General features: G+C 67.9%; 8 protein-coding genes. 3 read left to right on the top strand and 5 right to left on the bottom strand.

Annotated elements, in window-relative coordinates; all coding sequences use genetic code 11:
- Positions 1 to 19: 19 nt before the first annotated feature.
- Both MJ785_RS15300 and MJ785_RS15295 read right to left on the bottom strand, forming a co-directional pair.
- Entirely contained in the window at positions 20 to 790 is a 771-nt protein-coding gene (locus MJ785_RS15300) for a bacterial transcriptional activator domain-containing protein (protein WP_239311072.1), read from the bottom strand.
- Positions 791 to 896: 106 nt separating this feature from the next.
- Positions 897 to 3575, bottom strand: a complete 2679-nt coding sequence (locus tag MJ785_RS15295; RefSeq protein WP_239381459.1) for a hypothetical protein — start codon at positions 3573 to 3575, stop codon at positions 897 to 899.
- Between the two features lie 520 nt (positions 3576 to 4095).
- Between MJ785_RS15295 and MJ785_RS15290 the strand changes: the two genes are divergently transcribed.
- The 3 genes from MJ785_RS15290 (at position 4096) to MJ785_RS15280 (ending at position 5527) form a co-directional block, all read left to right on the top strand.
- Positions 4096 to 4398: a WXG100 family type VII secretion target gene (locus MJ785_RS15290; RefSeq protein WP_239381457.1), complete on the top strand. Its 303-nt coding sequence runs from the start codon at positions 4096 to 4098 to the stop codon at positions 4396 to 4398.
- 122 nt (positions 4399 to 4520) lie between these two features.
- Positions 4521 to 4856: a hypothetical protein gene (locus MJ785_RS15285; RefSeq protein ID WP_239311067.1), complete on the top strand. Its 336-nt coding sequence runs from the start codon at positions 4521 to 4523 to the stop codon at positions 4854 to 4856.
- Between the two features lie 11 nt (positions 4857 to 4867).
- Positions 4868 to 5527 (top strand): hypothetical protein, encoded by a 660-nt coding sequence (locus tag MJ785_RS15280; RefSeq protein WP_239311066.1) that lies wholly within the window; start codon positions 4868 to 4870, stop codon positions 5525 to 5527.
- Between the two features lie 68 nt (positions 5528 to 5595).
- On the opposite strand, the gene MJ785_RS15275 is transcribed toward MJ785_RS15280, so the two are convergent.
- From MJ785_RS15275 to MJ785_RS15265, 3 genes are read right to left on the bottom strand one after another with little or no spacing between them, the layout of a single operon-like run.
- Positions 5596 to 6846, bottom strand: coding sequence for an APC family permease (locus MJ785_RS15275; protein WP_239311065.1), 1251 nt, complete (start codon positions 6844 to 6846; stop codon positions 5596 to 5598).
- A 47-nt stretch (positions 6847 to 6893) separates the two neighbouring features.
- Entirely contained in the window at positions 6894 to 11504 is a 4611-nt protein-coding gene (locus MJ785_RS15270; RefSeq protein ID WP_239381455.1) for an FtsK/SpoIIIE domain-containing protein, read from the bottom strand.
- 46 nt (positions 11505 to 11550) lie between these two features.
- Positions 11551 to 12519 carry a sensor domain-containing diguanylate cyclase gene (locus MJ785_RS15265; RefSeq protein WP_239381453.1) on the bottom strand — a complete coding sequence of 323 codons (969 nt, stop codon included), beginning with the start codon at positions 12517 to 12519 and terminating at the stop codon, positions 11551 to 11553.
- Between the last annotated feature and the right edge of the window lie 825 nt (positions 12520 to 13344).

Genomic DNA, 13344 nt, shown 5'->3' with positions numbered 1-13344 from the left:
CTATCGGCTGGTGCTCCGGCTATCGGTGGCGGAGGCCCGACAGGAGCTCCCGTATCAGCTCCCCTGTCTCAGCCTGAATCTTCAGGCCGCTTCGCGGTGGCGCGATCACGCGGTACATTTCACCGATCACGGCTTCGAGCGCTTTGCGGTCGCGTCGGGCCGCCACTGTACGTAACAGGTCTTGCCAGAGGACTTCGGCGGTCGGCACAGCGCGCAGGCCGGTCCGGCATGCCGCGACGGCGGTCAGGGTATCTCCATAGCCGAGCGTGAGCATGGCAAGTCGGTGGGCCACGTCCACAACCGCGGTCGTGGTCGCAGTCCTAATGGCGCTCGAGGTCAGCCAGCGGTAGCGCTGATCCGGCAGATTCGTCCACAAAGGACCGGTGACCAGCCGTAATGCATTGTTGAGATTCTCTTCGGCATCGGTGTCCGGCTGCTTGGAGCGACGGGCGTAGGCAACGAACAGGTCCCAGTCGCACCGGAGGTCGTCCGCGAGCCGCCAGGATCCGTCGGCGCTGGCGGTGATGCGCGGGCTGCCGCCGCTGTCTGGCCCAAGCCAGGCGCGGGCGTGGTCGAGAGCCGCCGTCACCACGTCGTCAGGTACGCCGTGCGGCCAGAGCGTCGTACTGAGGTCATGGATGGCTGTGCCGTCGCGATGCAGGGCGAGATAGATCACCAGTTCGGTCAGCAGGTCCCTGCGATCGGGCTCCAGCGGACCGGGAGCGTCGACGGTGACGGTCCCCAGAACACGGATCTCGGCTTCGCTCGGGCGGTAGAGGTCCACCGTCACAAACAGGGGTGTTTCTGGTCGAAGAACCAGTGCGGCCGAGGCGGATGTATGCAGGTCAGGCAGGGGCGAAGGCGGGCTGGCGGGCGGCTCGGGCCGGGGCAGCGTGTCATTTCCGGAGGCGCTGCCTGTGCGTGGTATTACCTGGGTCGGAGGTTTTTTGATCATTACTTTCCTGGCGCGGCCGGAGAGCGGGCGGTTCGACGCTTGCGCCGAGGGCCGTGTGATCGTGGGTTTTTTTGCGTGGGAGTTCCTCCTCACCTGATGCATCCGGGATGCCTGGAAGCTCGCCCGGTGGGAGCAGATGGGGGCGCCGTGCCTGAGGCCGCCGCGCTGCTGGCGCTGCTGGCGCCGGATGCGGCGCCTGGCTGCGTGTGTCATCCGGTCGCTTCTCACCCGGGGGAAGAACAGGCGGCGGCCGTCGGGCCACGGCCTCCCGCATGGACACCTGTGCCAGCGCTGTCTGCGGAGTTCCAGCGGATTGGGCGGGCGCAGCCTGGACCGGAAAGGACCGAGGCGGCGGGAGCGCCGGCAGGCCCGTGGCCGGGATCGTTCGGGACCCTGCGGACCCCGAGGCTGTCCCGCTTTCCCCGGCTTCCCTGCCTGCACCGGTATCGAGGGGATATGGCGGATTGAGCACCATGGCCCGTTCCCCTGGAGGTGACGGGGGCCTGGGCGGTGGGGTCGGTGGCGGCGTGGTTGCCGGTGGGGGCGGAGGCGGTATCGGCGGGATGCTCGGGATCGGCGTATCTCTCTGACTGTCGGGCGCGCCAGGGGATGGCCTCCGCGCGCCGGAGCCGAGGGGGCGCATCCACCGCGGAATTTCCGGTACCCACGGGACGGGTGCCGGTGCCGGTGTCGGTGTCAGCTCTGGGCCGGGCGCCGACGCGGCGGCTGATGAACCCCCGTCCACAGACCGGACTATTTCGGCGTTTGGAAGAGCCGCCCATGGCATGTCCGTTATGGCGATGCGCGGCTGGGTACGGTCCGTGGCTTCCGCGCGGCTCGGAGCCGCCGGCAGCGCGCGTGGCTCGGGGCCGCGCGTGTCCCCGGACGTTGAACCCGCGTCAGGCTGGCTGAACATCGCCAGGATGGCCGCGTATTCGGGCGCTGACAACGTCAAGGCGTTGACGTCCAGCCCGAGGACACCCAAGGAGAGCCTGCGCTCGGCGTCTACCGTGAAGCGCCAGCGGGCCGCGGCAGTGTCGCCTACCGTGATTACCCCGATGCCCTGGGTGCGTCCAGCGGCGAGAACCGACAGCCGCGCGACATCGTCGCCGGACGGAGGCTCGGGCAGCACCAGCAGGTCCGGCGCCCACAGCGCCTGGGTCCGCGCTGCTTGCCGGCCTCGCAGCGCCGCGTCGAAGGTGCTGTTCACATCGTTTCCATGACCGCTGTGCTCCCGCCCGCTGCCGGCCGGATCCCTCGTGCCGCCGGCCGCGCCACCGTGCCGTGAGCCGCGATCGGACAGTTCACCCAGAACCTCGTCGAGGCTGCTACTGGTGCGCAGCCTGTCCGGGACGATCGGCGCGGTGAGGTCCGGAAAGCCAATCATGTAGACGCGGAGGTCATCCGACCAGAGGTTCGTGGCAAGTTCCACCGCGATGGACACAACTGCTTCACGAGCCACGGCGGCATCCCCGACCAGGCTGATGATCCCTGGGGCGCCTTCGATGTCCACGAGAATCTGGGCGCCATGGTCGTCCGTGCCAACCGTGGCAAGGCCCGGATAGGGTGCGGGCGTGCTCGCCGGAATCCCTGCGACAACACCCGCGGGCAGGCCGTCGGGCGTGTCGGCGAGCCGATCGATGAGCCAGTGTCCCGGTATCTCGCCAACTCGCCATGGCGGCGGCGGCCCTTCAGGTTCGGCTGGCGCGATGTGAAGCAGCAGCGCGGAATCGCTGAGAGTCGCCGCATACACCGGGGGCAGGGCACGACCGGCCTGGGTCAGCTCCGCGGAAAGCACCCGCAGCGCCTGGTCGACAAATCGGGCCGCCCCGACATCGGCGGCGAGGCGGAGCATGGTTTCGAAGTCATCGACCGCATCATCCGCGTTCCTCCGTGGCCGCCGTTCGGCAAGCGCCACCACCACTCCCGCGGCCAGCAGCGCGGAACCGGCGATCCCCCGTAAGGGCGTGATAACACCCGCGGCAGCCATGACCCCGGTATCGACCTTCGCGGCCACTGCGGTACCGGAGCCTTCGGGCTGGCTTTCACCGGTCGCACCACCTGGCGAAACCCCCGGGGAACCACGGGAAGAGCCGAGGGATGCCGCGTCATCGGCAGGGGGCCGGACAGCCGACGCCGTGATGGCGGGACGCGGCCTGGGCTCGTTCGTGCCGGGTGTGAGGAGGATAGCTGTGCCGGAGAACAGCAGGGTGGCGGCGACGAGACGGTGCGCCAGCGTCTGCGAGCTGCCGCCCAAGGGGATCCGCGGCGGCAGCGCCGAGCCCCGGTGTCCGGACCACCACTCGGCGATCACGCAGATGACGAAGTGCACCCAGGCCAGCCACACCACGTCCGCCAGGATCGCCAGCAGGCTCGCTGGGTCGACTGTGCGCGCCGGTGCCCAGGCTGGCGCCCAGGCCATGGGAATCGGTGGACCGACCAGCAGCACCAGCATGGCTGGCACGCCGACGATGATTGTGGCGAGGAGCGCGAAGGCCCTGGCCGCGCGCAACCGCGCTCGCCGCGGGACGGGCGGGGAAGCGGCCCGTGCGGTCAGCCTCGCGTGCCGGCGGCCGGATGTTCCGGCGTGGTCGCGGCGGGACGGTGTCACGCTGTTCATGGTCTTCCCCCGCGATCAGGCAGCCCAGGGTCTGGTCTGGGCTGTGGATAAACGCCATCACTTTATATGGTTTAACTATTACCGAAAGTCATTTTTGTAGATCTTTTGCCTGGCCTGGCAGGTGCGGCTCGGGTCGGGCTGCCGGCATGCGGATCTCGCTGGGCGATCCGATTGTCGCCGACCGACATGTTGATCTATTAGCGGAGTGGCTATCGGGCCTCTTCGGGGGGTGTTGGCGGGCGGCGCAAAACAGTAGATTTGGACAAAAACGTCTATAACCATACCAACGCGGGCGAAGTTCGTGAGATGCTCGACGCGGCGAAGCTGTTGCGGAGTAGGCCTGCCGGTGTGTGGATACAGTACGTTATGTATCTAATAGATTACTTATAGTATTTATAAGCCGATGATCGCAGCTTGATGATCACCAAGCGACCTGCCTCCGCGTGATGGCGCATCCCGCATCCCGCATCCCGCCCGCTTCGCCAGCAGCTGCCCATCTTTCCGAGAGAGGCCAGAGGCGATGCCCAATCTCAACGTCACCTACACCGAAATGGACGACGCGAGCACCCGGCTCCGTAACGGCAAGGCCGACATCGAGGCGCACCTGAACGCCTTGAAACGCACGGTCGACGGCCTGGTCGCCAGCGGCTACGTCACCGACCAGTCGAGTGTGCAGTTCCAGGACTCCTACGACACGTTCAACACCGGTGTCACCAACACGTTGGTCGGCCTGGACGGAATGGCCGAGTACCTCAAGAGGGCCGCGGAGGCCTTCCGCGCGGCCGATACCCAGCTCGCGAACTCGCTGCGTGGGCAAGGTTAGGAGGCTGATCATCCTATCCGCGGTTGCCGTTCGGCGGGGTGCCAGCTGTGCCGGGCGCCGCCTCGGTCACCGGTTATGACGATCCGCGTGCAGTGGTGGGTACACAACGGAGGTGGATTTCAATGACTGCTGACCGCGTGTCAGTCGATCTTTCGGGTCTGGATGCCCTCGCGAGCAATCTCGCGTCTATCCGATCGACGATGAACGCAACTCGATCAACGCTCGAATATTACCACGGCCAGTTGGGTTCAGCCGAAATCGAGAGCGCCCTCGACGATTTCGAACATGACTGGAGCGATGGGCGCAGGAAGATCGATGAAAACGCGAACAAGCTGGCGACGATGGCCTCGGAGTCCGCTCGGGTACTGCGCCAGGTCGATGCCGATCTGACGGCGGATCTGACGGCGGATCCGATCAGGGCGCCCCACCCTACGGATGAAGGGGTGAGGGAGAGCTGAGCGGCGACCCTGTGGCCGGCGGGCTGGCAAGCACCGAATTCTCGATCGCGGTTCCCGACAGCTGGTTTGAGGTCGACCTGAATCCGGTGACCCGCCGGGCATCCATCGACGCGCTGGTTCGTGCGCGTACACGTGCTGTTCCCGAACTCGCCGAGAACCGCTCGGCGATCTCGCGCATGCTGCGCAACGCCGCCAGCGACGCCGCTGCTGGTGGTGCACTGTTCTGCGGGGTCATGGCCGAGCCGGTGGAGGGGACGATCCTGTCCGCCAGTGTGACAGTTTCGTTGCTCCCTGCTCCCGAAGGGGGCTGGACGGATGGAGACCAGACGAACGGCGTCGCTCCGGACGCCATTCTGGCCACGCTGTCGGAGAAGGTCGCCCGATCGCTGGACGACACGTGGACGATGGTGACACTTGTGGATCTTCCCCGGGTCGGGCGGGCCGTCCGCGCCTATGGCGTCGAGGACATCACGCTGCCTGATCGGGCGGGCTGGATCAGGACGACGGCGATGCAGACCTTTGTCCCACTCCCACGGTCGGACACAGTCGTCCTGATCGCCTGCTCCAGCCCGAACGTAGTGCTCGTGGACGCATTGCACGATCTGTTCGACGCGCTGACCGCGACTTTTCAGTTCGGCCCCAGCAACGTGGAGCGTGCCGCACATCCCTGATCGCCTGGCCTCGGCCGCCTGACTGGCCAGGCGATCGAACTCAGGCGGTCGAGGCCGGGCGGTCGAACTCAGGGATGTGATCTACACACGGCTCGAAGCACAACACCGGCGGTGAGAACGCCCAGACCGGTGATGACGCTGGTAGCCGGCAGGGTGAACGCGAGGACGAGACAACCAGCGCCACCGACCAGCGTGACCGGCCGTAGCCAGCGGCGTTGCGGACCGTCCAGGGTGAAGGCGCTGGCGTTGGCGATCGCGTAGTAGACGAGGACCGCGAAACTGGAGAATCCGATTGCGTTCCGAACGTCTATCACGGTGACGATGACGATGACAATGCCACCGAGTAGCAGTTCCGCCCGGTGTGGAACGCCATGGCGTGGATGCACCGCGGCAAGCCAGCCGGGGAGATCCCTTTCGCGGGCCATCGCGAGGGTGGTGCGTCCGACCCCGGCAAGCAGCGACAGCAGCACGCCGAGGCTCGCCACCACCCCGCCCACACGAACCGCGGGAGTCAGCGCATGGAGGCTGCCCGCACTGACTGCGACGGCGAGTGGGTCAACGGCGGACGCCAGCCGGTCAGGGCCGATGGCCAGCAGCGCGGACAGCCCGACAAGGAAGTAGACACCGACGGTAAGCCCGAGTGCGGCGGAAACTGCCTTCGGGATCGTCCGCGCTGGGTCACGGACCTCCTCGCCCAAGGTGGCGATCCGGGCGTAGCCGGCGAACGCGAAGAACAGCAGCGCCGCCGCCTGCAGTACGCCGCGGACCGCACCTGGCCCGCTCCCGGGCCAGATCGGGCTCAGCCGTTCGGCGTCGGCGGTGCCGCCGGCCAGGCAGGCGATCACCACGAGGGCCAGCACGATCAGGGTCAGCGTGATGAGCAACCGGGTCAGCCGGGCGGTCTTGGTCACCCCGAAGTAGTTGACCGCGCTCAGCAGAGCCGCGGCGGCAGCCGCGACCAGACGGGGATGTTGGGGCCAGGCGTAGGCCCCCACGGTCAGGGCCATGGCGGCGCAGCTCGCGGTCTTGCCGGCCACGAATCCCCAACCGGCGAGATAGCCCCATACGGCGCCGAGACGGCGTCGCCCGTACACGTAGGTGCCACCGGACTCGGGATATCGGGCTGCCAGCTGCGCGGACGACGTGGCGTTGCAGTAGGCAATCACCGCGGCGACCGCGAGGGCGATGAGGAGGCCGGCCCCCGCGGCTTCCGCCGCCGGTCCGAAGGCTGCGAACACACCCGCACCGATCATCGAGCCGAGGCCGATGACCAGCGCGTCACCCAGATCAAGGCGCCGTTGGAGCCGGCCCGTCGTCATCGCCGCACCTTCCGGGTTCGCCTGTCGGCGTGGCCTGCCAGCGGATGTTACCCAGTTGCGGAGAAAGCGATCTGGACAGGCGTCGTCCTGCCCCGTCGCACGAACAGTCCGCGGCCGACAGGCATGGTGCCGAAACTGCCGCGGGACAGCCGCACGCCGAACAGGTCCCCTTCACTGGGGAGGCTCGGCGCGAGAATGATCCCACATCGTGACCGACGGGCATCCACCATGAACCCGCGGTACTGGTTGGTCAGATCCTCGGTCGTTCCGGCCGCGATGAACGCGTGACCGGCGTCGCGGGCGGTTCTGAGGAACTCACTCATGCGGTCAGCCAGCGGCGCGTTCGCCAGCAGCTCCGCGTCGTCCATGACGATGACCAGGCTGTTCGGCGTCATGGACGAGGCGCAGGCGGTATCGATGTCGGCGACATTCGCCGCCGCGCCAAGGACATCGATCACCTGTGGATGGCTCGCGAGCGCCGCCAGCGGTGAGCGCCGAGGGGTCACCACAAGCAGCTGGGAATCGCCTGCCAGCAGCGACTTCGCCATGGTCAGCAGCGCGGTGCTCCGGCCGGAGCGCGCGGGGCCGGCGACAACGAAACCAGGTCCGTCAGTAGCGAGATCGATCTCGATGGGGGCGAGCTCATTGCCGCCCGCACCGACGAGCGCGACGAGCGCGACGGATTGCCCGGTCTCGTTGGCCGTGGGCCGTGAGCGTCGTCCCAGATGCAGCGCCTGGGTCTCGGTAACGGTGATACGTCCCGGCAGCACGTCGATACGAAACGGCCGCCGGTAGTCCGTGCGGGCGCCGGTAGCCGGCCCCGGTGGCACTCCGTCACGGACAGCCGCGGCCGCGCCCAGCTCGTGCAGCGCCGCGACCTGGGCGCGGCCGGACGGATCCTCGGCGAGCAGCGCGAGCTGGGTCTCCACCGAGGTTTCGACCTGAAATCCACGGCCCGGTGGTAGCACGTCGGGCACCGCGCCCGCGGCAAGACCCATCATGGCGTAGTCGGATCGGTCCGCCATCCGCAGCACGAACCGATTCTCGATCGCTGTGCTGAATCGACCGGACGCGCTGCGTCGATCGCCGGTCATGACGATGCGCAGACCCACCGATGGTCCTTCGCGCAGCAGCCGGGTCAGCATGTCGACGAGCGCTCCGCCATCGACCTCCTCGAAGGAGGCCAGAAAGCCTTCGAAACGGTCGATCAGCAGGATCAGGTAGGGCAGTGGGTGGTCATGGTCGGTAGATCGCTGTTCGGCGAGGTCGGCGTACCCGCGTGCGGCAAAGATCTCCTGCCGTTCGACGATCTCGGTGATGATCCGGGTGAGTAGCTGTTGAACCCGCTCGGGAGCGTCCCTGCTGACTACGGCTCCGGTGTGCGGTAACGAGGCCAGGGGCGCAAGGGCGCTGTTACCGCAGTCCAGCGCGTAGAGATGGACATCGGCGGAGGATATGGTTGTGGCTATTGATCCGGCCAGAGTACGCAGGGCTGTCGATCGTCCCGACCGTGGTGAACCGGCGAAGAGCAGGTGGCCCCCGTTTTCGATATCGAGTGTGTAGGGGAGCTGAGCCTGGCGGTCACAGTGGTCCGACAGGCCAATCGGGACGGCCGGCAGCGCGTTCGAGCGCACGGAGACGGATTCCAGCAGCGTTGCCAGGGTGAGCCGCTCGGGCAGCGGCGGTAGCCACGGACTGTGCTGGGGTGCGACGCGCAAGGTGGTGGCGGCTTCCCGGATCGCTTCGACGAGCACCTTGAGATCGGTGATTTCGTTGCTGGATGTTCGTAGCCGTGGTGGTGCTGGTGGGGGCTGGCCCAACGCGGGCCAGGTCAGCTCAGTCACCCAGGGCTGTTCTAGATCATCTTTTCGCGGCCCGGCACCGAGTGTGGCGATGTTTCCACGAACACCGGCGGCACCGGCACCGACAGCAGCACCGACAGCGGCACTGGCACTGGCACTGGCAGCGGCCGGCCGGCGACCACCGATCCGGCCGGCCTGGAACGGGACGAGTGACGCGTGCGCCAGCCGGACGTAGGCACGGCCGGGGGCGGACGGTGAGATGCGCGCGGCGTCCGGCGCGTTGATGACGTCGGAGCTCTCCGAGGCGTCGGTGACGCGCAATGCTATCCGCAGGTTCGTGTTCGCGCGGATCTCGGGCGACACCACCCCGCCGGGACGCTGCGTCGCGAGCAGGAGGTGGATACCGAGCGAACGGCCACGCTGCGCGATGTTGACCAGGCCGGTAACGAAGGCGGGCAGTTCACGGGCGAGCGAGGCGAATTCGTCGATCACGAGTAACAGGCGGGGCAACGGTGTTGACGGCGGGCTGGCCGGTGTGCGCCGCGTCCCCGTGGTGGCCAGCAGGGCGTAGTCTTCGATGTCCTTCGCCCCCGCGTCGGCCAGGATGCGTTCACGCCGGCGGAGCTCGGCCGACAGCGACTCCAGCGCTCGGGTCACCAGGTGGGTGTCGAGGTCGGTGACCATGCCGACCGTGTGCGGCAGCCGGACACAGTCGGCGAAGGCGCTGCCGCCCTTGTAGTCGATGAGTACGAACGTCATTTCATCCGGCCGGTTCACGACGGCGAGCGACGCAACGATCGACTGCAACAACTCGGACTTGCCGGATCCGGTGGTGCCGGCGATCAGCCCGTGCGGGCCGTCCCGGCGGAGGTCCAGCGCGAACGGGCCGTCGAACGAGAGGCCCACTGGGAAGGTGGTGCTACGCGGGCAGACAAGCCAGCGAGCGGCCACCGTGGCCGCGGTTGGTGGCTCCAGGCCGATCACGTCCAGGAGCCGGGCTGCGCTCGGGATGGTCGCCTCGTCGTCCCCGCCGACATCGCGGACCGGTGCCAGGGCGCGGGCGAGCCGTGCACACCAGGCCGCGGCCCTGCCAGCCGTCACCACGGCGTGGGGATCGGCGGGCAGCGCGGTCGAGACGAGATCCGGGCGGACGTCACGGACGATCTCGGTATGCATCTCCACCAGGCACAGCCCGGTGCGGGTTTCCTCGGCCACGGCCTGACACTCCTCCGGCAGGTACCGGGTGTCGTGGTCCAGGCAGATCGAGTGGATGCCCAGCGCGGGTCCGTCCCGCAGGATTGAGATCATTCCGGGCGCGGACCGCAGCCGGCGCGCGCCGTCCATGACGACCAGTACGTCCGGGCTGTCGCCGAGCGGGTTCATGCCGGTCGAGTTCGCCCGGGTGGCCGCCCGCGCTGCCACCTGATTGATCAGCTCGCCGATGCGCCGGGCCCGCGACTCGTCGTCGCTCCCGAGTAGGACGGTGGTGTTCTGGCCTTCGCTCGGACGGCAGTGCGGAAGCCAGCGCACCCACTGCCAAGCGGATTCACCGGAGCTGTCGGTGAGAATGTAGATCGCCAGGTCGCGTGGGCTGTGCAGGGTCGCGGCCTGGGCGATCAGCCAGCAGGCGAGCACCCGGGGCAGGTCGCCGCGGCCGGCGATGCCCAGCACTCCCCGCTCGGGCAGAGCTACCGTCACCGGGACGTCCGGCGCCGTCCAGGTGATCTCGCGTCTGTGTTCCGGAGCGGCCGGGTCCTCCATCACGACCTCGCTGGGCAGGTCGGCGGTGCCCAGCCGCAGGCACAGGTAGTCGGGATTGTCCCGGCGGCGTTCCCACAGGCGTCCACGCGGCCCGACGGCGGTGAGCAGGACGGTCGCCGGATCGGGGAAGTCGGCGCGCCGGGCTGAGCGTTCGCTGACCAGCGCTTGGCGCGCGTCGGTCTCGACCTCTTCCCGCCTGTCATGGTAGTCGGCCAGTTGTTTACGGTAGCTGCGCCTGCCGTGCCGGTCGCTGGAGACGTGCATCCCGATCATGCCTACTGGGCCGATGACGGCCATTAGCAGAAAGTAATATTGTCGGAACAGGAGTGCCATCGCGACGCCCGCGCCCAGCGGCATGAGCGCCATGAGGATCGGCATCGGGCGCCGTTCCGGTTCCGAGGGCTCGCTGGGCAGCTTGTAGCGTGTCCGGCGCAGCGGCGGGAGCAACCGGGGCGGCCGGTTGAAATCGAGGGCCATCCCGTCGTCGGACGGCTTGAGCGCGGCATCAGCCTGGCTCGGCGTGCCCATCTCCAGCAGGACGGACCCGATCGCGATCTGGGCGCCGGCTGGGAGATCGATCGGGGCCTGTAGCGGTTCGCGGTTGACGAGCACGGCGGCAGGCTGTTGATCAGGATGGGTGGCCGCGGGGATGAGGCGACACGAGCCGTCCGCCATCACCGTGATTGTCATCGCCTCGGCCGCGAGGCCGGGATCGTCCAGCCGGATGGCACAGGCAGCCCCGCAACCAACGGCGAACTCACCTGGCCCGAGCCGGTGAACCACGCCCGCGCCCGGTCCGCCGATCACCCGGACCTCGATCAGGCCGGGCGGTTCCCCTGTCAGCCAGCCCGCTGGTGAGTCGAGGCTGATCACAGTGCCCTCGCGGATCGGGGACTCGGCGAGGGAGAGCGCTCCGGTAACGAGCCGGCCGTCGACGAACAGGTCTGGCCTGCCCGCCGCGACGGACGGTCGGAGACGGCACGTGAGGGTATCGGCGACCGCGCTGACCGGCGTGTCCGGGTCGGCGTCCAGGAGGACGTCCGCGCTGACGTCGTGAGCCGGGTCAGACACCGTCAGCGTCAGGCGCATAGCCATACGATACGTCCTGATACCGACATAACGGGCCTTGTGCTATGGGCTGCTACAGGCGTGGCCGCGGCCGGTGGCGGCGCTGGGTCCGGCTGCGGACAAGTGTCTCGCTCGCCAGCTCGACGAGTTCGACGGCGTCCGGGGAAGGTGGTTCATCGGATCGGGAGCGCCCTGACCGCCGCTGGCTGCTGGACCCGGTGGCGGCGTCCAGCAGGGCCATCCCGACGTTGACCGACACTGTGATCCGATGCCCGCCGATGGCGAGCGGCTCGGTGAGGGAGTGGGTCAGCGCCTCGGCCAGGACCGCCGCGTCCGTGCTGGTCAGATGGCCCGCCACCACCACGAACTCGTCCCCTCCCCATCTGGCCAACAGGTCGGCCGGACGCAGCGCGGAGGCCAGCCGAGCCGCGGTGGCCCGCAGGACCATGTCACCGATGCGGTAGCCGAACGTATTGTTGATTGTGCACAAGGAGTCCAGGTCGAGAAAGAACAAAGCGGCTGGATGGAGATCGTCCCTGCCGCTGGTTTGGTCAGTCGGCTGAGCCGGGAAGCCGCTGCTGAGCTCGGCGAGCCGTTCGGTCACCGCCAGCCGGTTCGCGAGGCCCGTAAGCATGTCATGCGTCGCGTGATGGCGCAGTTTCTCCTCGGTCTCACGCCGTTCGGTGATGTCATCCACCAGGACGACGAGCCCTTGGCCGCCCATGAGCGGGCGTAACCGTACGAGCAGCCAACGGGGACCGCGCGGTCCCGGACAGCGGACCTCCAGGTGGGGGCGGCCGCGATGGTTGTCCAGCAGCTGCCTGGTGATGGTTGCGAGCTGGTCGAGGTATGGCAGGTGCGCGCTCGCGGCCGCGCATGCGGCAAGCCAGCTCCCGCCCGGCGCGACGGGGACGAGGGCGGTACCGGTCGCGCCGCCGCGTCGCCACGCCTCGTTGAGCCGCAGCACCGTGCCGTCGGAGTCGAGCACGGCGACCGCGATGGGCAGCGCGTCGAGAACCGCTGAGGCCACGTCGTCGGCCATCACCGAAGCCCACCTCTTCCGACGGTCCGTTTTCACCCAGATGTAGCGATCGTGATACCAGAGTGTGCTCCTGTCCGTGAAACGAGGATGACGTGTGAACTGTGAGTGCTGTCGGCGCTTCCGCTGTGTGTTCGGATGATCTGAAGGTTGGTACGGCTGATTTGGTATGGCTGATCTGGTACGGCTGATCTGGTGGCGAGGGAGGGGCAGGCTCATCCCAGCGGCTCCCAGTGCGGATCACGGCGATACATCGTCCCCAGCCGCGGGCATAGCCCGGGAACCGGTCTGTCTCTCGGCCGGTTGGAGGCTCCCGCTTTCGGGACAACGGACCTGAAGGTCACTGTCCACGCAAGCGGGAACCCGCCAGCCACCGGAGGTGGCAGGATCTGGTACTGCGTCGACGACGAGAAGCAGTGGGTTTGGATCACTCGTGCGGGCGCTGCCCATCCGAAGACCACCGAGTAGCGGCGCGTGCGGCCTTCGATATCTTGAAGTTCGGATTCAGAGGGTCAGCGCACCGCCCGCATTCTGCTGGGAACAGGCAGGGGATTCGGTAAAATTGATCATAATTTGGCCAGGCTCCTCACCTGCCCCAACGGCCCGATTCGAACCCCTGCTTGGGGTCCCGGCACGAGGCGGGCGGTGCACGGACCGCCAGAGACCGCCCATTCGTGGGCCACCCGGCGCGGAAGAGGGGGAAAGACTGATGGAGCCGTTTACCGTCGTCGTGGCCGACACCGAGGGCGTGGTGCGGTCGTGGGACACCGAGGCCGAATCACTGTTCGGCCATCCAGCGAACAAGATCCTAGGAAGCACGCTGGATGT

This window comes from Protofrankia sp. CiT1, assembly GCF_917627335.1.
GTDB lineage: Bacteria > Actinomycetota > Actinomycetes > Frankiales > Frankiaceae > Protofrankia.
The sequence above is the reverse complement of the archived record's forward strand: the minus strand, read 5'-3'. Positions and strand labels throughout refer to the sequence as shown.